This is a genomic window from Micromonospora sp. NPDC049679, from assembly GCF_040659735.1.
In the GTDB taxonomy this organism is placed as follows: Bacteria; Actinomycetota; Actinomycetes; order Mycobacteriales; family Micromonosporaceae; genus Micromonospora_I.
The window spans coordinates 14,015-36,554 of the sequence record NZ_JBFANZ010000017.1 but is presented as its reverse complement, the minus strand read 5'-3'; the positions used below and the strand labels follow the sequence as shown (position 1 = coordinate 36,554).

Here is a 22,540-nt window from a genome sequence, read left to right as displayed (position 1 = left end):
GCGGGACGCTCGCCACACGGCGTACTCCCTGATCACGCGGATGAATCAGGGGGGCGTTGGTAGACGTCGGGAATGCCATCGCCATCCGCGTCGCGCGTCTCCTCCTCGTGCAGGCGGCGGTAGGCCGCGTTGCGCCGGACGAGCACCAGCGAGGCGAGCAGCGCGGAGATGGTGGAGCCGACCAGCACGGCCGTCTTGACCTGCCCGTCGCGGTCGCTGTCGGCGCCGAAGGCGAGTTCGCCGATGAGCAGGGAGACGGTGAAGCCGATCCCGGCGAGCAGCGCGACACCGAGCATGTCGGTCCAGGTGAGGTCCTCGGCGAGTTCGGCCCGGGTGAACCGGGCGACCAGGTAGGTGGAGCCGAGCACCCCCACGAGCTTGCCGACGACCAGACCGGAGGCCACCCCGACCGCCACCGGTTCGGTCAGCATCGTGGTGAGGCCGGCCTCCCGGAGCGAGACCCCGGCGGCGAAGAACGCGAAGACCGGCACGGCGACGCCCGCCGAGACCGGACGCCACACGTGCTCGAAGTGCTCAGCCATCCCGGTCTGCTCAGCCATCCCGGTCTGCTCAGCCATCCCGGTCTGCTGATCCAGGTCGGGCTGCTTCTCCTTCCGGGGTCGGACCGGCACGGTGAACCCGAGCAGCACTCCGGCCACGGTGGCGTGCACCCCGGAGGCGTGTACGAGGGCCCAGGCGGCCACCGCGAGCGGGATGAGCAGCCACCACCAGCTCCTGCGGCGCCGGACCAGCAGAGCGAAGAGGCCGATCGGCACGAGCGCGGCCACCAGGGGCAGGAACTCGAAATGAGTGGTGTAGAAGATCGCGATGATCGTGATCGCGAGCAGGTCGTCGACGACGGCCAGGGTGAGCAGGAAGGCGCGCAGGCCGTGGGGCAGGTGCGAGCTGATCACCGCGAGCACGGCCAGGGCGAACGCGATGTCCGTCGCGGTGGGGATCGCCCAGCCCCGTAGGGCGTCGCCGCCGGCGCTCAGGTTGGTCAACACGTAGATGACCGCGGGCAGCGTCATGCCCCCCACGGCGGCGATGACCGGCAGCACCGCGCGCCGGGGATCGCGGAGGTCGCCGGCGATGAACTCGCGCTTGAGCTCCAGCCCGACCACGAAGAAGAAGATCGCCAGCAGTCCGTCGGCGGCCCATTGCGAGAGGGTCAGGGCGAGGTGGAACCGCTCGCCGCCCGGCCACGGCACGTACCTGCCGAGCGCCGTGTAGCTGCCCGCCCAGGGCGAGTTGGCCCAGATGAGCCCGACGACCGCGGCGAACAGCAGCAACCCGCCACCGACGGTTTCGGTGCGCAGGATGTCGGCGACGTACCGCGCCTCACGCAGGGACGGTCGGTGGAAGAGCCGCCGCACGGGGCCGGGCACGATCGGAGTCGGGTCGGTCACGACGGTCGGTCCCCTTGTCACTGGTCAGCATGAACGTGCCGCCGACCAGGCTTCCCGGCACACCGGTGATCACACTATCCGAGGTCGGGGGCGCCCGCCGATCGCGACAACGCCGATACGCGGGCCCGTGCGTCAGCGCGACGGCAGAGTGAACCAGATGCGCGTCCCGCCACCCTGGTTTCCGGTCACGCCGATCGTGCCGCCGTGCCGGGTGACCACCCGGCGGCAGATGGCGAGGCCGAGGCCGGTCCCGGCGCGCCCTTCGCTTCCCGGAGCGCGGTGGAAGGCGTCGAAGACGGTCGCGTGGTGTGCTTCCGGTATGCCGATCCCCCGGTCCGCGATCTCGATACGGTGCGCGCCGTCCCCGTCCGCGCTCGCGCTGATCTCGATATCCGGTACGGCTCCGGCCGCGGCGTACTTGATCGCGTTACCCACGAGGTTGTCGAGCAGTTGGCGGAGAAGCCCCGCGTCACCGACCACGGTGGGGAGCGTGCCGACCCGGACGTGGGTGGGCGGGATGGTGGCGGCGATGCGGTCCAGCACCACGTCGCGGACAAGGGCGTTGAGGTCCACCTCACTCTGTCGCAACGGCGCGGCGTCCGCGGTCGCGTAGACGAGCAGATCCTCGATGAGCTCACTCATCTGCCCGAGTCCCCGCTTGATGCGGCGCAGGTCCTCGCGGCCCTCCTCGTCGAACGCCGCCTGAACCTGGTCGGTGAGGAGCTCGGTGTGCGCGGTCGCGCTGGCCAGCGGCCCCCGTAGGTCGTGGGTCGCCATCGCCACGAACCCGCGCAGCTCGGCGTCGCGCTGCCGCAACTGCCGTTCGGTCTCCTCCCGACGGTCGATGTCCGCCTGCAGGGCCGCGGTCGCCGCGGCCACCCGGACCAGCGCGCGCTGCCGAGAGGTCGCCAGGCTCAGCACCAGTCCGGTCAGCAGGAGCGTGATCAGGCCCCCCGCGCCCGCCGCACCGGCGGGCAGGTAACCGCGACGCTCCCCGAGCTGCTCTGTCCCGTACGCGACGAGCTCCCACCTCCGCTGGGCGACCTGGACGGAGACGGTGTGGGACATGGTCGGGTTCTCGAGTTGGCCCCTCGGCCACCGGGCGACCGGGACATGTCCCTGCGGTGTGGACCGGTCGAAGAGCGCGACCTCGACCAGTCCCTGCGAGATGCTCTCGAGCGCACGGGAGAGGAAGTCCTGTCCCCGCATACCCATGACGAGCCAGCCGGTGAGGTCGCCGCCGCGCGTCTCGTAGATCGGCGCGGCGAAGGCGAACGACGTCTGTTGCTGCTCGGCCGGGAGCACGCGGTCGCGGAGGAACACGTACGTCCGGGTGACGGCGACCTTGCCGGTGCGGGCGGCCCGGTCCATGGCCTCATAGGACTCCGGTGCCTCGGCCAGGTCCTGCCCCGCCAGCACGGGCGTCGCGACGAGGTTGCGGGTGAGCACCGCGAAGCGGTGCTGTCGTCCGGTGTTGACGGCCGGCCGGAGTGCGAGGTCCTTCGCTCCGCGCTTGCGCCACTGCGCCTGCACCGCGGCGACCCCGTCACCTTCGGAGGGGACCACGAGCGACACCCCGGTCACCCCGGAGAGGCGCTGCGCGGTGACCGTCGAGGTGATGTGGGTGAAGTCGGCGGCGGTCAGTGAGCTCTGCGCGGCCACGGCGACGGCGAGGTCCTGCAGCACGTCGACGTAGCGGCCGGTCTCGGCGGAGACGGTCGCCTGGACGAGTTCGGCGCGCCGGGCGAGAGCGTGCGCGACATACCGGTCCTGTTGTTGTTTCAGCACGACGGCCAGCACACCCGAGGTCGCCAGCCCGAGCACGGCGACGGCACCGGTCAGGCAGTACGCCAGCCAGTTCCATCGCCCGCGCAATTCAGGGCAAAAACGCCTCCGGGCGACGGTAAGGGGCACATCAGAAGAATAGCGGTTTTACCGACGCAGGCCACACGACGCAACACCCGTTGGCTGACTGTGACCACCACAGAGCGACGGACCCGCCCACCGATGGCCGGCGGGCCCGCCACGACGCGGCCCGGCTCAGCGGAGCCGGACGGCGAATATCGGATCGGCGGCCAGCCGCCGGAACGCGGCGAGCCCCTCGGGGGTGCTCTCGACGCTGATGTTGCGGTCGCCGGTGTCGTCCCGGACGGTGTCGAAGTAGACCAGGGCCATGATCGCCGGGCGTTTCCTCAGCTCGGGCACGACGCTGCCGTAGATCGCCGCCTTCGGGGCGGTCCTGGTGGTGCTGTGGTAGACGCCCCATTCGGCAACCATGATCGGCTTACCCGGGTGGTGGCGGGTCGCCCAGTCGTAGAAGCCGGTGCCACCGCCGGTCGGTGCCCGGTCGAGCAGGGCGGCGAAGTTGCCGTAGTGGTACTGACCGGGCTCGGCGTTGGCATAGGAGTCCAGCCCGATCCAGTGGACCACGTCGTCACCGGGGTAGAGGTCGGCCCACCACGGCTGGGCCATCCACTTCTCGTTGCCCAGGTACGCCACGACGCTGACCGCGTTGGTCACGCGGTGACGGTCTTCTCCGTCCACTTCGTGTCGGCGACCCGTGCCAGGGTGAGCGTGCCGGGCAGCGCGCGTCCGTCGGTCACCAGTCGCAGTTGGGCGCCGGCCACGCTGGCCCCGCTGCCGAGCTTGCCGACCGTGAACTTGAGGTACGTGACCCTGGTGTCGCGGCCGATCCGGCCGACCTCCAGCTTCGTCGCCTGTCCGCCGTTGTAGCTCCTGCGCGCGGTCGACGTGTAGCTGTCGTCGCTCGCCCGGACCCCCAACTCCTGGGTCGCCACCGCGGCGGCCGAGCCGATGCCGGCCGGTCGAGGACGACGGTCCTTCGCAGGGAGAGCAGGTCGATGTTCGGGACGGGTGCGGCGGCTTCGGACACAGGGGCGGGATTCGCGATTCGGATGAGGGGGAGCCGGCCGATCGGCCCGCGCAGTTCATCCCTTTTGTGGAATAATCCACCCCTCAGCTCTTCTCCCCTGGATGGTCACCGTCGTGCCGAAGCGCTCGCAGGGCCTGCTCGAAGCGGCACCCGACGCCGTCGTCGTGGTCACCGCGGACGGCCTCATCACGCTCGTCAACGCCGAGACCGAGCGGCTGTTCGGATACCGGCGCGACGAACTGATCGGGCAACCCGTGGAGATCCTGGTTCCCGACTCGATCCGGGCGATCCATCCGACCTACCGCGACAAGTTCCTGGCCGACCAGCGGCCCCGCCCGATGACGCAGATGGAGCTGTCCGGACGACGCAAGAGCGGGGCCGAGTTCCCCGCCGAGGTCTCGCTCTCCGTAGTGGACACCGAAGACGAGCTGCTGGTCGCCGCCGTCATCCGGGACGTCACGGAGCGACGACAGGCGGCCGAGGCGCAGGCGCGGCTGGCGTCGCTCGTCCAGTCCTCGCAGGAAGCGATCATGAGTCACACCCTCGACGGTGTGATCACCAGCTGGAACCCCGCCGCGGAGGAGATCTACGGCTACCGCGAGGCGGACGTCCTCGGCAGGGACGTTCTCCTCCTCGTGCCACCGGCGCAGCACGATGCCGAGCGGCAGCTGCTGCGGCGGATCGCGGACGGCGAACGACTGCGGCGTACGCGCACGGAACGGGTCCGCCGGGACGGGAAGACGATCAAAGTCTCGTTGACCGTATCGCCGATCATCGACCCCCGCGGTGTCGTCGTCGGGGCCGCCTCGATGTCACGGGACCTCACCGACGAGGAGCTCGCCGAGGCAAAATTCCAGGGACTGCTGGAAGCCGCGCCGGACGCCATCGTGGGTGTGGAGCCCGACGGCCGGATCGTGTTGGCGAACCCGCAGGCGGAGCGGCTCTTCGGATACGCCCGCGAACAGCTGATCGGCGAGACGGTGGAGATCCTGGTGCCCGGGGCGGCGCAGGGCATCCACGACCGCCACCGCGACCGCTACATCGCCGACCCCGTCCCCCGCCCGATGGGCGCCGGCCGGCAACTGCGCGCGCGCCGGCGCGACGGGAGTGAAATCCCGGTCGAGATCAGCCTCAGCGCGCTCCAGACCCAGGACGGCTCGATCGTCCTGGCCGCGGTCCGGGACGTGACCGACCGGTTGGAGGCACAGGCGGAGCGCGAGCGGCTGATGGCCCAGGCCGAACGGGAACGTCTGGAAAGCCGGTTGCAGCAGTCGCAGCGTCTGGAGAGCCTCGGCCAGCTGGCGGGCGGCGTGGCACACGACTTCAACAATCTGCTCGCCGTGATCCTCAACTACACGGCCTTCGTCGCCGAGGAGCTCGACGCCGCGGAGCTCGACGACGCCGAACGGTGGAAGCCGGTCGCGCGGGACGTCGCCCAGATCCAACGCGCCGCCGACCGCGCCACCGCGCTCACCCATCAGCTGCTCGCGTTCGGGCGGCAGGAGGTGACCCGTCCGCGCGTGCTCGACGTCAACGAGGTGGTCATCGAGGTCGAGCAGTTGCTGTGCCGGACGATCGGCGAACACGTACGCCTCGCGGCCACGCTCGCGCCCGACCTGTGGGCGGTCAAGGCGGACCCGGGCCAGCTCGAGCAGGTCCTGGTCAACCTCGCCGTCAACGCCCGCGACGCGATGCCGGGCGGCGGCACGTTGACCATCGAGACCAGGAACGTCGTGGTGGACAAGGAGATGGACGTGCGGGTCCCCGGACTGCACCCCGGCCGCTACGTCCAACTCCGGGTCAGCGACACCGGCCGGGGCATGACGAGCGACGTCGCCCGCCGCGCGTTCGAGCCCTTCTTCACCACCAAGCCGAAGGGTGCCGGCACGGGTCTGGGACTGGCCACCGTCTACGGCATCCTCGCCCAGACCGGCGGGACCGCGCAGATCTACTCCGAACCAGGCTTCGGCACGACCATCACGGCGTTCATCCCCGCGACCAGCGAGCTCCCCGTCATCGAGGAGCGGCCGAGTCCGAGCCCGCGGACGGGAGGCGGTGAGACCATCCTCGTCGTGGAGGACGAGGACGCGATGCGCGAGGTGACGCACCGGATCCTGCACCGCAACGGGTACGACGTGATGACGGCGTCGGGCGGCGTCGAGGCGGTGGAGCTGGCACAACGGCACGACGGGTCGATCCACCTGCTGCTCACCGACGTGGTGATGCCGCAGATGCTCGGCAAGGACGTCGCCGGCCGGGTTACCGCGCTCCGCCCGTCGGCCCGCGTGCTCTATATGTCCGGGTACGCGCGACCGGTGCTCGCCGAGCAGGGCACGCTCGATCCCGGCGTGCGCCTGGTGGAGAAGCCGTTCTCGGAGACCGAGCTGCTAGCCGCAGTCCGCGGCGTTCTCGACCACCGCGGGTGACCTCACCATCAGCATGTCCCGTACGGCGGTGACCAGCGCGTCGAACGTGAACGGCTTCTGCAGCAGCGGGTCTGCGGGGCCGAGCAGGCCCTTGTCGACAGCGACCTCCTTCGGCAGCCCGGACACGTAGACCACCCGCAGCTCCGGGCGCATCCGGGTCAGAGTGCGGGCCAGGTCACCGCCGGAGGCGGCCGGCATACCGAGATCGGTCAGCAGGACGTCGATCACGCCGTCGTAGTGCTCGCAGAGCGACTCCGCCTCCACCGGGCCGGCGGCCACCAACGTCTGGAAGCCCCGCCGATCCAACATGCGGCGCATGGCTTCGCGCAGGTCGTCCTCGTCGTCGACAACCAGCACGGTCGCCGGGAACGGGAAACTCGAGTAATCAGGCACCGACCCTCCTTCGGTCATACCTGTCGACGTTAGGCCCCCCGGACCAGGGAATCTTCGTTTTTCGGAACATCGTTCAGTTCCGTTTCCGCTGAGCACTGCGCGGGGCGCGGGTGCGACGCGATCCGGAACTGCGCCGCGGCCTCGGGTTCCTGCGGCAGCGGTGCGGAGATCAGCCCGTCGATGACCTCGGCGGGCACCGGCCGGGAGAAGAAATACCCCTGCGCCAACTGGCAGCGCAGCCCACGGAGCGCTTCGGCCTGCTCGACCGTCTCGATCCCCTCGGCCACCGTCGTGAGGTTGAGGCCGTGCCCCAACGCGACGATCGCCCGCGCGAAGGGCCAGTCGTCGGGGCCGAAGTCGAGGCGTTCGCCGTGCCGGGTGAACGAGCTGTCGATCTTCAGAATGTCGACCGGCAGCTGGGCGAGGTACGACAGCGACGAGTAGCCGGTGCCGAAGTCGTCGATGGCCACCCGCACGCCCCGCTTGCGCAGCTCGTTCAGCTGGGCGGCGGCGGTGGCCACGGTGGCGGTCGCGATGAGGCTGGTCTCGGTGATCTCGAGGATCAGCGCCGGCCCCGGCAGCCCGGCCGAGGTGATCGCGTCGATGACGACGTCGGCGAATCCGGGTTCGACGAGCTGGCGCCCGGAGACGTTCACCGAGACGGCGACGCCGGCCGCCGCGTACCAGGCACGGGCGTCCAGGCATGCCCGCCGCAGCACCCACGCGCCGATCTCCTTGATGAGACCGGTCTCCTCGGCGACCGGGATGAACTCCCCCGGCGGCACCGGCGGACCCTCCGGCGGAATCCAGCGCACGAGCGCCTCGACCGCGTGGGTCTCGCGGGTGTTGAGGTCGACGAGGGGCTGGTAATGCACGGTGAATTCGCCGTTGGTGACCGCCCGGCGCAGTGCGGCGCTGAGTCGGCTGTGGCCCAACCGGGCTTCGCGGATCGCGGGCTGGAAGGCGACCACGCGGTCCTTGCCGGCGCGCTTCGCGGCGTTCAGCGCCAGATCCGCGTCCCGCAGCGCGGTGGAGGCCGTCGTCTGGCCGTCGGCCGTGTCAGCCAGCAGCAGCCCGATGCTGGTCGTCAGGAACAGTTGCCCCGCCGCGATGTCGAAGGGGCGGCGCAGCGCCGCCAGGATCTCCTCGGCACCGGCCATCGCCTGGTCACCGTGCACATCCTCGAGCAGCACCGCGAACTCGTCGCCGCCCAGCCGCGCGAGCGTGCCCCCTTGCGGCACCAGCCCGAGCAGCCGGTGCGCGGTCGCGATCAGCACCTCGTCGCCCACCGGATGGCCAAGATCGTCGTTGACGTCCTTGAAGCCGTCGAGGTCGAGCACGAGGAGCGCGTGCCGTCCCGTGCCGCCCTGCCGGGACAGCGCCCACTCGAGCCGCTCGGCCAACACCACCCGGTTGGCCAGCCCGGTGAGCGGGTCGTGCAGCGCGCGGTAGGTGAGCTGCTGCTGCAGCGCCTCCTGCGCGCGGGCGGCCTCGGCCAGCGCGCGCGCCTGACGACCGAGCTCGGCGGCCCGCTGCTGCGCCAGCCGCGCGATCACGAACAGCCTCCCCACGAGCAGGAACGCCACCACGACCAGCGGACCGAGAAACGCCAGCGCGTTGTAGTCGGCCCACGTCAGCCCGTCCCGCGCCGACCGGTAGTAGGCGATCACGCAGACCAGCGGCACGACCATGGCGAGCAGGCCCAGCAGCACCAGCCGGGGCAGTGAGATCGCCGGCTCCCGGGGCGGCGTGGCGGCCGAACCCTGTGCGGTGGACCGACACAGGCCGGCGAGCCCGAACGCGACCGGATGGCCCACCCACAGCAGGGCGGCCGCCGTGCTGGGCTGCGCCTCGCCGTGCAGCAACGGGCCCGCCAGCAGGCTGATGTTCAACGCCAGCAGCGCGCCCGCGCCGAGCAGCAGCCAGACCGCCGCCCGGTGACGCAGACCGCCGGCGAAGACCAGCCGGACAGCCAGGATCATGGTCAGCAGATTGGCGAAGGGGAACGCGAGCGCCCCGGTCATCGAGAAGCCCTCGGCGGCGAGCGCGGGCGCGATGACGAGCACCCAGAGCAACGGGAACACGGCTGCGGCCACCGCCGACGCGTCGAGCAGGTCGGCACAGCCGCGGCGACGGCCGGCGGGCCTGCCGACCAGGGCCAGGCCGGCGATCACCAGCACGTGCGTCACCATGAACAGGATGCCGGGGACGCCGGTGAGGACCTCGATCCGCCCGGTGCGGGAATGGATCACCGGCACCGCGGCCACTCCGACGAAGGTCGTCACCGCACTGGCCAGCAGCACCCACCACCCGGCCGCCGGGGCGGGTCGGTGCCGTCGGACGCCCACGACCATCGCGCCGATGGCGATCGCGGCCATGGTCAGCGTCACGAACTCGCGCATCGTCCGGGGAGCCAGCAGCGCGACCAGACCGAGCAGCGCCTCGACGGCGAGCAACCGCCGCACGGGCCCCGCGGGGACCGCCCAACGGGCCACCGCTCGCACCCGCCGACCGGAGGCCGCGACAACCATGGTTCCTCCTACAGCCACTGATGCGGCGGCAGGGCGCAGCGCGCACGTAGTCAGTTGGCAAACGCTTTCTGCGACGCCGGATATCAGGAAATCACGATCAGCGAGTCAATTTTGGGCAATCAGGTGCAGATCGGGATCACATCTCTGGTTCGAGATCATCGGCTGAACGGTGGGTTCCGACACTGAAAAGGCGAGTCAAGCCCACCGACGTCGAGGTCAGCCCACCCGGCCCGGGCACGGGCGGCGTACGTCACACTCGGACGGCGCACATCGCCGGCCAACGCTCGGGCGGGGTCACGGAGTGAACGTCCAGGCGACCAGTTGCCCGCTGTTCCAGCGCGCGGTGTCCCGTACCCGCAACGTCCAGGTCCCGTTCCGGTATTCGCGGGACAGGTTGACGGTGTAGGTGACGTACAGATTGTTCTTCGAGTCGTAGCGGCGCGTGCTCTTGAGGCGGTAGACCGAGCGGTCCGGCGCCACCAGGTCGATCTGCAGGCTGCCCCGGTGCGTGTGCTTGATGCGCACCTGCACCTTGCTGGTCTTCGCCGCCTTGCCGGAGCAACCTGCGACCCGCGCCGAACTGCTGACGGTGCGGAAGTCCCTGATGTTCATCTTCTTCCCGGCCGTGAACGGACCACAACGGCGGGGCGGGGCCGGCGGCTTCTTGACCACCACCGGAGCGGGAGCGGAAGCGGGAGCCGCCGGGGCGGGCGCGCGGAGCAACAGATTCGCCGAACCCGTCCCGGCCTCGCCGACCTTGCCGGTCGTCGCGGCGGCGGAGAGCGACGCCTGCACCTGCGCCGGGGTCGCGCCGGGTTTCGCCGAGAGCAGGAGCGCCGCGGCGCCGGCGACGTGCGGCGACGACATGGACGTGCCGCTCTTGGTGGCGACCGCGGTGTCGGACGCGTGACCCGCCGACGCGATCTGCACGCCGGGTGCGAACAGATCGAGGCACCGGCCGTAGTTGGAGAAGGAGGCGCGGACGTCGTTGCGGTCCGTCGCGCCGACCGTGATGGCCACCGCGGCCCGCGCCGGGGACTGGGTGCAGGCGTCGACGTTGTCGTTGCCGGCCGAGACCGCGTACGTCACACCGGACTGGACGGAGCGGCGCACCGCGTCGTCGAGAGCTGTGCTGCCCGGGCCACCGAGGCTCATGTTGGCCACGGCCGGCTTCACCGCGTGGGCGGTGACCCAGTCGACCCCCGCGATGATCTGCGAGTACCTGCCGTAGCCCGTGCAGTCCAGCACCCGGACGGCGACCAGGCTGACGTCCTTGGCGACGCCGTACGTGGTGCCGCCGATCGTGCCCGCGACGTGTGTGCCGTGGCCGTTGCAGTCGCCGCCGGTCGCGGCGTTGTCCACGAAGTCCCAGCCGTACCTGGCCCGGCCGCCGAAGTCACGGTGGCTGGTCCGGATTCCGGTGTCCAATACGTACGCGGTCACCCCGACGGAGCGGGGGGTGGTGTACGACCGGGACAGCGGAAGGTCACGCTGATCCAGCCGGTCGAGCCCCCACGGCGGGTCCGCCTGGGCGCCATCCAGCCGCACCAGCCGGTCCTGCTCCACGTAGGCCACCGACGGGTCCCCGGCGAGCCGCCGGGCGGCGGACCTCGGCATGGTCGCGGAGAAGCCACGTACGCTGGCGGTGAACGAGCGGCGTACGGCAGCGCCGTACCGGCGGCTCAGCTCCCCCGCCGCTACGGCGGCGCGGCGAAACTCGGGAGCGTCGGCCCGGAACACGACGATGTAACTGTCCTTCACCGCGCCGGCCGCGCCCTCCTGCAGGATCGCCGGTCCCGTCGGGTCGGCCGATGCGGGAAGCACGGCCGTGTTCAGGCCCAGCAGCGTCACGGCGCCGACGAGGACGGAGCGCGTCACCAGCCGGATGCGTCGGTCGTGCGCCATCAGTTCCTCCGCCGGTCGGGATCGGTGGCCCCGATCCTGCGGCTCGTGGGGATCCGTCCGGGTTCAGGTCGGTTGCCGGACGGTTGCCGCCGTGGCCGCAACCGGCCCTGCGACGCGGCGGAGGCGCATGACACATCCGCGCGCGCCGAATCGGCTAACCCCCGCGCGGTCCGCGCCGATCTCCCGAGAGTTGGATCGGATCCCGGAACGAGGAGGCCCCATGAGGCCCGTGCTGGTCCCGTCACCACAGGTCGAGGTCGTGCCGTCCGTACAGGACCAGTGCGATGGCTGCGGCGCCGCCGCGAGACTCGGCCTGCGGCTGGCGAACGGCGGAGAACTGACGTTCTGCGGGCATCACGCCAACCGGCACGCGGACAGGATCGTGCGCACGGCTCGTCTGATCATCCTCGAAGACGGATTCGACTGGACCGGGGCCAGTCAGCTGACGCGGTAGCGGGGCTCGGCGGCGACGCCACGCGCGCCGTTGAGCTGGTCAATACCCTTAAGTTTCGACTTCCGTGGTTACGATCAATTTCGTGCCTTTTCAGGCGATCGGATCCCAATTGCACGCCGTGGCCCGGGCCGGGGACCCCACGGCGGCTGCTGTCTGGGTGCGTTCGCCGCGGCTGCGCAGCATCCTCTCCGTCGGCGCCGGCATCGCCGTGACACTGATCGGGCTCCTGGCGCTCGCCGAGTGGCGGATCGTCCACCTCGAACAGTTTCCCGTGCTCCCCACCGTCGTCCCGCTGACCCCGTTCGCCGCCGCCGGCCTCTTCTGCGGCGGCATCGGCCTGCTGCTGCTCGCGCGGCCGCAGCCCGCGGCGGCGCGACGCCGGGCCGGCCGGATCTGTGGCGCGCTGACCGCCACCGCCGGACTCATCGGCCTGATCCAGCCGGGCACGGGTGCCGCCGGGGAGTTCGCCACCTCCACGACCGCCTGGCTGCTGGGCTCCCCCGCCTCCGCGCACCAGCAGCCCGCCACCGCCGCCGCCGTCGCCCTCCTGCTCAACGGAGCGGCACTGATCAGCCTCGACGTCCGACCCCGATGGCGGGTCGCGCTGACCGGCGCGCTGGTCACGTCCGCCGTCGGGGTCGCGCTCGTCGCCATGCTCGGCTACGTGTTCGAGCAGGCCTACCACCCCGCGGCACAGCCGCTGGCGGCGATGCCGCTGCTCGCGGCGCTGGCGCTGCTCGAACTCTCGCTGGGGATCATGTTCGCCCGCCCCGAACACGGCCCGCTGAACGCGTTCTTCGGCACCGGGTTGGGCAACACCGTCGCCCGCCGACTCGCCCCGGCGCTGATCCTGTTGCCGTTCGGCACCGGCATGCTCAGCATGGCGGCGGTCCGGGCCGGTCTGGGCCGCCCGGGAGCGGCGATCACCGTCAGCACTGTGCTGACCATCCTGATCCTGGTCTTCATCGTCGCGCGCACGGTCCGGGCACTGAACGACACCGACGCGCGGCAGCGCACGCTCTTCGCCGACCTGCGCGACGAGCGCGATTTCACCGCGACGCTCCTGCAGTCGCTCAACGAGGGCGTGGTGGTGCTCGACGCCGACCGGCGGGTGATCGAGGTGAACCGCCGCTGGTGCGAGCTATCCGGCCGGTCGCGCGCCGAGCTGATCGGTCAGGCGCCGCCGTACCCGTGGCAGCCGGCAACCGACGGCGGCGACGCTCCGGACGATCTCATCAGGCGCCCGGACGGCAGCATGGTGCCGGTGCTGACCGCGACCGCGGAGGTGCCGGCCGAGGACGGTCGGCCGCGCGCCTACGTCGCGACCTACGTGGACATCACGGATCGCAAGCGTACCGAGGACTTTCTCGCCGCCCACGCGAGCGCGCTGGAACAGGTCAACGACGAGCTCCGGCACGCGAACCGTCGGCTGGAGCAGGGCGTCGCGTTCAAGTCGGACCTGATGTCGATGGTCTCCCACGAGATATCGCAACCGCTCAGTTCGATGGCGAGCCTGGCCGAGCTGCTCGCCTCGGACTGGTCGGAGCTGCCGGACGACATCCGGTTCGAGCTGGCGACGAAGATCGACAAGAACACCCGACGGTTGATCACGATGATCAGCGACATGACGTTGCTCTTTCAGCTCGACGCCGGCGCGGTCACCGCCCGGCGGGCCCCCGTACCCGTCGCCGACATCGTCGAGGCGGTCATCGAGGCCCTGCCGGCGCCCGCTCCCACGATCACCGTGACAATGAACGCGGAGCTGTACGCGCTGAGCGACCGGGCACACCTCTGGCAGGTCGTCCGGCACCTGGTGTCGAACGCGATCCGGCACGGTGAGCCACCGATCGAGATCACGGCCAGCCAAGACCGGGACGGGCTGATCATCACCGTCCGGGACCACGGGCCCGGCGTGCCGGCGGAGGCCGCCCCGCGCCTGTTCGACCGGTTCGGCCGCGGGGGCGGGCTGGGGCTGTTCATCGCCCGACACCTCGTCGAGGCCAACGGCGGCGGGATCCGGTACGAGCCGGCGGAGCCGCGGGGCGCCCGGCTGGTGCTCCGGCTCGAGCCGGCGGCCGGGGCGCATTCACCCGGATAGCGCGTCGGTCGATACGTCGCAGGCGTGACGCGGGCGAGGGTCCTACCGACGGACGCTCCCACCGACGCCGTGATGGTTCATCGCTGGGTGTAAAGGGCGTCGACGAGCTCGAGAGCCCAGCGCATCCGCCGCATCGCGATCTCGGGGTGCTCGCCGTATTCGTAGGCCATCTCGGCGGCGCACCCGCGCACCCCGTGCGCGCGCACCGCTTCCTCGATGACGGCATCAGCCGCGGCGCGGTCCAGCGGGGCGCCGGTGGGTGCCAAAGAGGCACAGAGTGCCTCGGCGCGGGCGGTGATGAGCATCGGGCGGGACATTGGCCACCTCCTCTGGTGATAACCACCACTCAACGGCGCGGCCGTTTATCCGTCGGGTACGGCAAAGGTGCGGCTCGGGTGCAGCGCCTGCACTCGAGCCGCACCCGATGACACGTCGCCGGTGGGGCGTGCCGTTCACTCCACCCGGAACTGACCCACCAGCGTCCGCAGCTCGTCGGCGGTGCGGGCGACCTCGGTGCTGGCCTGCCGGGCCTGGTTGACGCCGCCCATCGAGGCGGAGCTGGTGCTGGCCACGTCGGCGATGTTGCCGGCGATGCGGGAGGCGCCGGAGGCGACCTCGGCGATGCTGCGGCTCATCTCCTGGGTGGTCGCGGTCTGCTCCTCGACCGCGCTGGCGATCGTCGTCTGGTATTCGTGGATCTTTCCGATGACCTCGCTGATCCGCTTGATCACCTCGACCGCGTCGCCGGTGTCGTTCTGGATCGCGCTGACCCGCGCGCTGATGTCCTCAGTGGCCTTCGCGGTCTCCTGGGCCAGGTCCTTCACCTCGCTCGCCACCACGGCGAAGCCCTTGCCCGCGTCGCCGGCACGCGCGGCCTCGATGGTCGCGTTCAGCGCGAGCAGATTGGTCTGCTCGGCGATGGAGGTGATCAGCTTGAGCACATTGCCGATCTCCGCGGACGACGTCCCGAGCTGCTCGATCGTGCCGGTCGCCCGGGCCGCCTCCGCGACCGCCGTCCCGGCGATCTGCGCCGCCTCGTTGGTGCTGCGCGAGATCTCGCGGATCGAGAGCCCCATCTCCTCGGAGCCGGCGGCGACGGTCTGCACGTGCCGGGAGATCTCGTCGGCCTCCCCGGACGCGGAGTTGGTCTGGCTGCTGGTCTCCTCCACCGCGCCGGCGATCTCGGTGTTCACCGTCGACAGTTGCGCCGACGCGGCCGCCAACGTGTCCGCGTTGCCGCCCATCACGTGGAACGACCGTCGCAGGCTCTCGACCGCCTGGTCCAGTCCTGCGGCCATCCGTCCCAGCTCGTCCCGGCTGGACACGCCGGTCCGGCGGGTCAGGTCACCCTCGGCGAGCCCCGCGACGACCTCCCCCACCCGCCGCACCGGCCGGATGATCGACCGGGTGAGCGGGATCGACAGCAGCACGAGCAGCGCGATGCCCGCCACGGACACGATGATCGCCGTCGTGCGGGCGGTCGCCACCGTGCTCTGCATGTCGGCACGTTCGCGGGCGATATCCGCGTCCAGGGCGTCGTGCAACGCGCCGAGCTTGTCGTCCACCTTGTGGTTGCGTTCGGCGATCGCGGGCATCTGCTCCCGCGCGCCCGCCGGGCTCTTCTGCGCGGTCGCGACGACATTCTCAATGAGCTGGCCGAACGCCTCGACATCGGGCTTCACGCCGTCGAGCTGGGCGCGCACATCGGCGGGCAGGTTGAGCGCCTCGACGGCGGCGAGCGCATCCGAGGCCGAGGCGACGTCGCCCTTCACTTCACCGGCGATCTTGTCGAGCTCCACCCCGGTCACCGCGCGGTAACCGTCCACCTTGAGCTCGCTCTGCCGGGTGTCCAGGTGGTTCAGCGCGCCCTTCGCCGCCTGCAGGTTGCGGAGGTACTCCGCCTGCGTGTTCAGCGTCTGCTGGGAGAACATGCCCGCGGCCGCGACCGTGGCCGCCGTGATCGCGCCGGCCGCGACGATCAGTGACAACCGCTTCGCGACAGCGAGATCGGCCAGTCGCGCCATGGAACCCTCCGCAAATTCAGATTTAATGCCCGTTACGCGAAAATTCGGCTAAATCAAGATCCTTTAAAGCGTTTCACACCTGAACCCGAGCAAATCGACGGCTGCAACCGCCCTGCGACCGTCGGGCACCTGGACCGTCAGCCCTCGGTGGGCAGCCTGACCCCTATGGCGCGCACCGGACGCGCCAGTAAGGGGACACCGTCCATGAAACGACGACATCAGAGCCTCCTCGGCCTGCTCGTGATGGCCGGGCCGATCATGGGAGGCGGAATCGTCGCCGCGGCCCCGGCCGCGGCGGCCCAGGCCGCCACGGTCACCGGCCAAGTCAGCACCAACCGCGTGCCGCTCAACCTGAGGAGCGGGCCGACGACCACTGCCGCCCGTGCCGGCACCATCGCGGACGGCAGCCAGGTCACGATCGTCTGTCAGCAGCCGGGGCAGCAGATCCGCGGAGACGTCCGGTCGACCAACATGTGGAACCGCCTGAGCAATGGCGCCTACGTGTCGGACGCGTTCGTGCGGCGGTCGGTGACCCCCCCGCGCTGTGACCAGACGGGCGGCACCGGCGGCAACTCGGCGGCGAACAGCAGCGGCCAGATCTACACGCGCGGCAGCCTGCTCAACGTACGCGCCGGCGCGACCACCGCGTCAGCCGTCAAGAGCACGCTCCGCGACGGTAGCCGGATCACGATCGCGTGTCAGCAGCCGGGCCAGAGCGTCCGCGGCAACGTCCGCACGACCAACATGTGGAACAGGCTGACGAACGGCCAGTACGTGGCGGACGCGTTCGTGAAACGGACGGTGACCCCGCAACGATGTGATCTGCCGGTGGTCGCACCGAAGCCCACGCCCACACCCACGCCGAAGCCGACGCCCACGCCCACGCCCACGCCGAAGCCGACGCCGCCACCGCCGCCCGCCACGGGGAAGGTGGACAGCGACGGCGTGCAGCTGAACGTGCGGTACGGCCCCAGCACAAATGCGGCCGTCACCGCCACCCTGCCCGACGGCAGCACGATCACGATCTCGTGCCAGCAGGCGGGCGAGCAGATCAGCGGCAATGTCCGCAGCACCAACATGTGGAACAGGCTGGCCAACGGCACGTACGTGTCGGACGCGTTCGTCGTCCGTACCGTCGTACCGCCGCGGTGCGCGCCGCTTCCGGCCTCGCTGGCCGGTTGGGTCGCCCCGGTCCCGGCGCCGGGCGGCAGCGGTTACCGCACCAAGGATCGGCCCACGCACGACGGGATCGACTTCTCGACGTACCGCAACACGCCGATCGTCGCGGCCGCGGCCGGCACGGTCATCGTGGTCGTCTGCAACTCGTCGACGTACAACTGCGACAAGGACGGCTCACCGAGCGTCTACGGCTGCGGCTGGTACGTGGAGATCCAACACGCCAACCGGGTCGTGACCCGCTACTGCCACATGGTCCGGCGCCCTCCCGTCAGGGTCGGCCAGTGGGTCAACGCCGGACAGCTCATCGGCAACGTCGGTAGCTCCGGCAACTCGTCCGGGCCGCACCTGCACTTCGAGGTGCACACCGGGGCCGCGCCGGCGACCCGGGCGAACGCGACAAACCCGCGGACGTTCCTGTCCGCCCGGGGCGTCTACTTCTGATCCGGCGCATACAAATGGGGCCGTACCCGACGTGTCGGGTACGGCCCCATTTGTAGATTGACTGCCGGATTACCGGTCAGTGGATGTCACTGCCCACCGGACGGCGGACGCAGCAGCTGGGCCAGGTTGCGGACCGCGTCCTCGCTCGGCGAGGCCGCCTCCTGGTTGGCCGCCTGCAACTCCCGGTAGACCTCTTCCCGGTGCACCTGGATGCTCCGTGGCGCGCGGATCCCGAGCCGGATCACGTCGCCGCGGACCTCCAGCACGGTGACGACGACGTCGTCACCGATCATCACACTCTCTCCGGGACGGCGGGTCAGTACGAGCACCGACGACTCCCCCCTTGCATCGTGGGGCGCGAGCGCCCCGACCGGTTTGCCGTCAGCTCGTGAGCGATGCGCGCACCGGCAGCCCGCTGCCGGTGAGTACCGCCTGGACCGCCCGCCGGTTGACCTGATCAACGAGGACCGGGGCCATCAGGTTGGCGGTGGCGTCGGTGGCCGACTCCCCCGCCGTCACCACCAGCAGGATCAGCACCCGTTCGGGGTCGTCGACCCCGAGCAGCTGCATGGTCTCGTCATCGATCTCGGGAGCGTAGTCCGGGAAGAACGCCAGCGGCGGCACCACCAGGAAACGCAGGTCGGGATCGTCGGCCGAGGTGAACGCGTAAAGCAGGCCGTCCTCGTCCAGCCGGACGAGGACGAACCTGCGGTGGCCGGGAAAGCCCGGCATCGGATGGACCAGCTCGATCGTCGGCAGCGTGTGCACGGCCGACGTGCCCGCCGGCTGAGCGGGCACGTGGTCCTCGGAGCGGTCCGAAGCAGCGGCGGGCATCACCATGGGCACCGGGTCACCGGAGGAAGTCGATCAGCGATGGTTGCACGACCCTCGCGCTCGCCCCGAGCGCCGCCTGGTACGCCACCTCCTGCAGCTTGATCTGCATGATCGTGTCCGGCAGGTCGATGCCCTCGACGTCGGACAGCTGGCTCTTCAGTGTCAATAGCCTGTCCTCTGCGGTCTGGCGCATGTTGGTCACCCGGTTTGCTCGAGCTCCCACATCAGCGAGCTGGGACCTGATCGTACTCATACCGCCGTCCAGATTGTCCAAGTCCGCGCCAAGCGATGCAGAATCGCCCCGCCGCAGGTTCTGGGCGAGCGACGCGAGAACGGTGAAGAGTTGCTCGGGCCCGCTCCCGAAGGCCTCCGGCCCGGTCACGTCCACCCGCACCTTCGTGCCATCCCCGATGGTGCGGTTCACCTGGCCGGCGTCGCCGACATACGCCCCGCTCGGGTCGTAGGCCACGTCGCCGGGCGTGGTGCCCCCGAACACGGGACGATCCAGGTAGCGGGTGTTGGCGAGGCCGATCAGCGATTCCCGGATGTGGTCGACCTCGACCGCGAGGGCCTCGCGGGCCTCCGTCGACCCGCCCGCCCCCGAGGACATCCCCTGCAACGCCAGGTCGCGCGCCCGGTTCAGCTGCGTCGACATACTGCCCAACGCGCCCTCCGCGGTATTGAGCCAACCCAGGCCATCGTCCGCGTTGCGGGCGTACTGCGTCGCCGCACGCATTTCGCTGCGGAATTGCATCGCCGACACGGTTCCGGTCGGCGAGTCGGAGGGTCGGGAGATCATCGTCCCGCTGGAGAGCCGCTCCTGCAGGTCGCCGAGGCGGTTCAGGTTTCCCTGCAGCCCGGTCATGACCCGGGCCGCGACGGACTGCTGGGTGACGCGCATTTGAATGGCCATGACTACCTTCCGACCAGGCCGGTGCGATTGATGAGGGTGTCGAGCATCCCGTCGATCGTGGTGAGCACGCGGGAGGCGGCTTCAAAGGCGCGCTGGTGGCCGAGGAGACCGACCATCTCCTCGTCAAGGTTGACCCCCGCCTCGGCCGAGCGCGCCGCGTCCACGTTGGCGGTCACCGCGGCCTGGATCTCCGCCCGACGGTCCGTCGCCAGCGCGGCGACCCCGAGGCCGACCACGACCTGCCGATACAGCGCGTCCGGGCCGTCGGTCCGCCGGCCCAGTTCACTCAACTTGTCGGCGTTCGACCCGTCCAGTGTTCCGGCGGAGCTGGCGATCGCCAGCTGCCGCTCGGTGACAGCGACGCCGATGGTGGCGGCAGTGGTCCCGGTGAAGAACGCCCGACCCGTCCCCCCATCCACGGCGTATCCGATGCTGTGCTGCGCGTTGACCAGCGCGGCGAGCTTCGCCGCCACATCATCGAGGCCCTTGGCGTACGTCGGCAGGATGTCCCCGAGCGTCTCCGTCATGGCCGAGATCGTGCCGCCCGGGGTCACCGCCGCCTGGGTGTCCACCCAGCGCACCTGGACCGGATTCGCGGTCTCGTCGGCGAGCGCGGCCGCCCCGGCCACCTCGATCGCGCGGGCGCGCCCCCCGCTGACCAGCGCCGAACCGTCCAGGAGCACGTCAACGGTGCCGTCCGGGCGGGGCGTCGCGGTGGCGCCGACCAGTTCGGCCAGCTTGAGCAGATGCAGGTCGCGCTCGTCGGCCAGCTCGTTGACCGGCACTCCCGCGGCCTGCGCCCGCATGATCGTCTGGTTGAGCTGGGCCACGGCCGCCGCGCTGTCGTTGACGTCGCGGGCGTAGGCGTCGCTCTGCGTACGGATGGTTCGCCACTGCGAGGAGAGCCCCTCGTGCGCGGCGCGCAGCCCGTCGGCGACGACCGAACCGCGTTGGATGAGCTGGGTACGGGCTCCGCCGTCGCCCGGTTTGTTGGCCACGTCGTCCCAGCCCGCCCAGAATTCGGAGAGCTGCGACTGCACCGCCGTGTCGCTCGGCTCGGCGAACACATCCTCGATCCGCGCGTACACCTGCCGCTTCGCGTCGAGGTTGGCGCTCTGCGTGTGCTCGGCGCGCGCCCGCGCCTCCAGGAAGTCGTTGCGCAGCCGGTCTATGCCACGCACCGTCACGCCACCGCTCGTCCCCGAGTCCGTGGCGAAGAGCGCGGGGATCGTCTGTCCCCCGACCGCCTGCAGGTTCACCCGCTGCCGCGTGTAACCCTCGGTGTTGGCGTTGGCGATGTTCTGGCCCGCGGTGTCCAAGCCGCGACGGGCGGCGTGCAGCGCGCTCAGCGCGCCGGAGATACCGGAGAAACTGCTGCTCATCAGATCGCCTCATCCACGAGCCGGGCGCGGCGCGCTCCGGGCACTGTCTGGCCCTGCGGGCCGTAGGTCTCCATCTCCGCCGAGCCGGCGACGATCAGCATCGTCTCCCGGACGGCGCGCTGCCCCACCGTGATCAGCTCACGGTTCGTCTCGGCCAGACCGGAGATCTCGGCGGTGAGGGTCAGGAACGCCTTGCGGTGCTGGTGGAGCATCTCCGACCAGGGCATCGGCGCGGTGTCGGCGAGTTGGCCGAGGCTGGCGTAGGCGTCCAGCCCCAGGTCGAGCGCCGCGGCCTGGGCGTGCGTCGCGCGGAGCACCTCCACCTGCCGGATCTGGTCGAGCACCAGCTCCACCTCCCGGGTGGCGTGCGCCAACCACCGGGATCGGCCCGAGGCGAGCAGCAACTGCTCCTCCTCCAGCTTGAACAGGAGCAATTCCAGCAACTCCCGGGTACGCCAGAGCACGCTGGACAGTTCCGTCAGGCTCACGCTTTCCTCCGCCGCCAGGGGTGCGCCCGCTCGCGCGCCTCGTCATGTTTGTGGTCGGCAGGAGCGTCCGGATTCTGAGGACTTCGCCCGCCGGTCATGCCCATCGGGTGAAAAAACAGCAACCGAGCGGCAACGGAACGCGAAACCGACTCGAACCCCCGGTCACTGAGTGTTTCCCCATCAGCTTCGGTGCGCCCCCGCGACAGCGGGTCGCCACCCACGGAGGGAAACCCATGACCGCTGTCTCGGCCGCCACCCCTATCGACCGCGATCGGGAAGACCTGATCCGTTCGCACATCCCTCTCGTCGGCCACCTGGTCCGCGAACTGCTCCACCGGCTGCCGGCACACGTCAACCGCGACGACCTGACCTCCGCCGGTCTCGCCGCACTGGTTTCCGCCGCGAAGGCGTACGACCCGGAGCGGGGCATCCCGTTCGCCCGCTTCGCGACCACCCGGATCCGCGGCGGCCTCCTCGACGAGCTGCGCGGACTCGACTGGGCCAGCCGCTCCGTCCGACACCGCGCCCGCCGGGCCGAGACCGCTCGCCAGGAGCTCACCGCGACGCTGGGCCGCACGCCCGAGTCCACCGAGTTGGCCGCGTTCCTCGGCATCGGCATGGAGGAGCTGGAGTCGGTCGAGGAGGACGTGCAGCGCGCCGTGGTGCTGAGCCTGCAGGGCTTCACCGCCGGCGCCGCCGAGGAGATGGTGATCGAGCGGACCGCCGGGCCGGAGGAGTTGCTGATCCACCGCGAGCGGATCGGCTACCTGCACGACGCCATCGAGGCGCTGCCGGAGCGGCTGAAGCTCGTCGTCCAGCAGTACTTCCTGGAGGAGCGCCCGATGGCCGAGATCGCCGACGAGCTCGGCGTCACCGGCTCCCGCGTCTCCCAGCTGCGCGCCGAGGCGCTGGAGCTGCTCCGCGACGGCCTCAACACCCAGCTCGAGCCGGGCCTCGTCGCCGAGCAGGAGCGCCCCGACGGCTGCGTCGCCCGCCGGCGCACCGCCTACTACGCCCAGATCGCCGCCCGCGGTGACCTGCGTACCCGGTTGGCCATGACGGACCAGCTCGGACTTCCGCTGGCGGTCTCGGCCTGACGGCCGGCCACCACCGGAAAAAGTCCCCACAGAGTTCTACAGCCAGACGACCTGCCGCCGATTGATTCGGCGT

General features: G+C 70.7%; 19 protein-coding genes. 5 read left to right on the top strand and 14 right to left on the bottom strand.

Going from position 1 to position 22,540, the window contains the following annotated elements; all coding sequences use genetic code 11:
* Nucleotides 1-32 precede the first annotated feature (32 nt).
* The 4 genes from nhaA to AB0J06_RS13490 form a co-directional block, all read right to left on the bottom strand.
* Entirely contained in the window at nucleotides 33-1,409 is a 1,377-nt protein-coding gene (nhaA, locus tag AB0J06_RS13505) for a Na+/H+ antiporter NhaA (RefSeq protein ID WP_357428073.1), read from the bottom strand.
* Between the two features lie 132 nt (nucleotides 1,410-1,541).
* On the bottom strand, nucleotides 1,542-3,284 hold the full coding sequence (locus AB0J06_RS13500; protein ID WP_357428071.1) for an ATP-binding protein: 1,743 nt from the start codon (nucleotides 3,282-3,284) through the stop codon (nucleotides 1,542-1,544).
* 165 nt (nucleotides 3,285-3,449) lie between these two features.
* The gene (locus AB0J06_RS13495; RefSeq protein WP_357428069.1) at nucleotides 3,450-3,929 is read right to left on the bottom strand and encodes a hypothetical protein; all 480 of its coding nucleotides are present in this window, start codon (nucleotides 3,927-3,929) and stop codon (nucleotides 3,450-3,452) included.
* On the bottom strand, nucleotides 3,926-4,207 hold the full coding sequence (locus AB0J06_RS13490) for a DNRLRE domain-containing protein (RefSeq protein ID WP_357428067.1): 282 nt from the start codon (nucleotides 4,205-4,207) through the stop codon (nucleotides 3,926-3,928). Before AB0J06_RS13490 ends, AB0J06_RS13495 begins: the two co-directional genes overlap by 4 nt.
* A gap of 196 nt (nucleotides 4,208-4,403) precedes the next feature.
* On the opposite strand from AB0J06_RS13490, the gene AB0J06_RS13485 reads away from it, so the two are divergent.
* A complete protein-coding gene (locus AB0J06_RS13485) occupies nucleotides 4,404-6,728 on the top strand; it encodes a PAS domain S-box protein (RefSeq protein WP_357428065.1) in 2,325 nt (774 codons plus the stop codon).
* Here the strand turns inward: AB0J06_RS13485 and AB0J06_RS13480 are convergent.
* From AB0J06_RS13480 to AB0J06_RS13470, 3 genes are all read right to left on the bottom strand, one after another.
* Nucleotides 6,690-7,121, bottom strand: coding sequence for a response regulator (locus tag AB0J06_RS13480; protein WP_357428063.1), 432 nt, complete (start codon nucleotides 7,119-7,121; stop codon nucleotides 6,690-6,692). The two genes, AB0J06_RS13485 and AB0J06_RS13480, sit on opposite strands and share 39 nt — an antisense overlap.
* Nucleotides 7,122-7,150: 29 nt before the next feature.
* The gene (locus tag AB0J06_RS13475; RefSeq protein ID WP_357428061.1) at nucleotides 7,151-9,652 is read right to left on the bottom strand and encodes a bifunctional diguanylate cyclase/phosphodiesterase; all 2,502 of its coding nucleotides are present in this window, start codon (nucleotides 9,650-9,652) and stop codon (nucleotides 7,151-7,153) included.
* Between the two features lie 294 nt (nucleotides 9,653-9,946).
* Nucleotides 9,947-11,557, bottom strand: a complete 1,611-nt coding sequence (locus AB0J06_RS13470) for a S8 family serine peptidase (RefSeq protein WP_357428059.1) — start codon at nucleotides 11,555-11,557, stop codon at nucleotides 9,947-9,949.
* A 220-nt stretch (nucleotides 11,558-11,777) separates the two neighbouring features.
* On the opposite strand from AB0J06_RS13470, the gene AB0J06_RS13465 reads away from it, so the two are divergent.
* Together AB0J06_RS13465 and AB0J06_RS13460 are read left to right on the top strand one after the other, a co-directional pair.
* Nucleotides 11,778-12,011 carry a hypothetical protein gene (locus AB0J06_RS13465; RefSeq protein ID WP_357428057.1) on the top strand — a complete coding sequence of 78 codons (234 nt, stop codon included), beginning with the start codon at nucleotides 11,778-11,780 and terminating at the stop codon, nucleotides 12,009-12,011.
* A gap of 82 nt (nucleotides 12,012-12,093) precedes the next feature.
* Complete coding sequence (locus AB0J06_RS13460; protein ID WP_357428055.1) at nucleotides 12,094-14,109, top strand: PAS domain-containing sensor histidine kinase; 2,016 nt, start codon at nucleotides 12,094-12,096, stop codon at nucleotides 14,107-14,109.
* Nucleotides 14,110-14,186: 77 nt separating this feature from the next.
* On the opposite strand, the gene AB0J06_RS13455 is transcribed toward AB0J06_RS13460, so the two are convergent.
* Both AB0J06_RS13455 and AB0J06_RS13450 read right to left on the bottom strand, forming a co-directional pair.
* Nucleotides 14,187-14,426 carry a hypothetical protein gene (locus AB0J06_RS13455; RefSeq protein WP_357428053.1) on the bottom strand — a complete coding sequence of 80 codons (240 nt, stop codon included), beginning with the start codon at nucleotides 14,424-14,426 and terminating at the stop codon, nucleotides 14,187-14,189.
* Between the two features lie 135 nt (nucleotides 14,427-14,561).
* Nucleotides 14,562-16,133 carry a methyl-accepting chemotaxis protein gene (locus tag AB0J06_RS13450; protein WP_357428051.1) on the bottom strand — a complete coding sequence of 524 codons (1,572 nt, stop codon included), beginning with the start codon at nucleotides 16,131-16,133 and terminating at the stop codon, nucleotides 14,562-14,564.
* Between the two features lie 204 nt (nucleotides 16,134-16,337).
* Between AB0J06_RS13450 and AB0J06_RS13445 the strand changes: the two genes are divergently transcribed.
* Nucleotides 16,338-17,753, top strand: a complete 1,416-nt coding sequence (locus AB0J06_RS13445) for a peptidoglycan DD-metalloendopeptidase family protein (RefSeq protein WP_357428049.1) — start codon at nucleotides 16,338-16,340, stop codon at nucleotides 17,751-17,753.
* Between the two features lie 86 nt (nucleotides 17,754-17,839).
* Here AB0J06_RS13445 and csrA read toward each other — a convergent pair whose 3' ends face one another.
* The 5 genes from csrA to flgN are packed head-to-tail and all read right to left on the bottom strand — an operon-like array spanning nucleotide 17,840 to nucleotide 21,370.
* Nucleotides 17,840-18,082 (bottom strand): carbon storage regulator CsrA, encoded by a 243-nt coding sequence (gene csrA, locus AB0J06_RS13440; protein ID WP_357428047.1) that lies wholly within the window; start codon nucleotides 18,080-18,082, stop codon nucleotides 17,840-17,842.
* A gap of 52 nt (nucleotides 18,083-18,134) precedes the next feature.
* Nucleotides 18,135-18,593, bottom strand: coding sequence for a flagellar assembly protein FliW (locus tag AB0J06_RS13435; RefSeq protein ID WP_357428226.1), 459 nt, complete (start codon nucleotides 18,591-18,593; stop codon nucleotides 18,135-18,137).
* A gap of 10 nt (nucleotides 18,594-18,603) precedes the next feature.
* On the bottom strand, nucleotides 18,604-19,488 hold the full coding sequence (gene flgL, locus AB0J06_RS13430; protein WP_357428045.1) for a flagellar hook-associated protein FlgL: 885 nt from the start codon (nucleotides 19,486-19,488) through the stop codon (nucleotides 18,604-18,606).
* 14 nt (nucleotides 19,489-19,502) lie between these two features.
* Entirely contained in the window at nucleotides 19,503-20,882 is a 1,380-nt protein-coding gene (gene flgK / locus AB0J06_RS13425) for a flagellar hook-associated protein FlgK (protein WP_357428043.1), read from the bottom strand.
* A complete protein-coding gene (gene flgN / locus AB0J06_RS13420; RefSeq protein ID WP_357428042.1) occupies nucleotides 20,882-21,370 on the bottom strand; it encodes a flagellar export chaperone FlgN in 489 nt (162 codons plus the stop codon). Before flgN ends, flgK begins: the two co-directional genes overlap by 1 nt.
* Before the next feature lie 233 nt (nucleotides 21,371-21,603).
* Between flgN and AB0J06_RS13415 the strand changes: the two genes are divergently transcribed.
* A complete protein-coding gene (locus tag AB0J06_RS13415; protein ID WP_357428041.1) occupies nucleotides 21,604-22,467 on the top strand; it encodes a FliA/WhiG family RNA polymerase sigma factor in 864 nt (287 codons plus the stop codon).
* The last annotated feature ends 73 nt before the right edge of the window (nucleotides 22,468-22,540 follow it).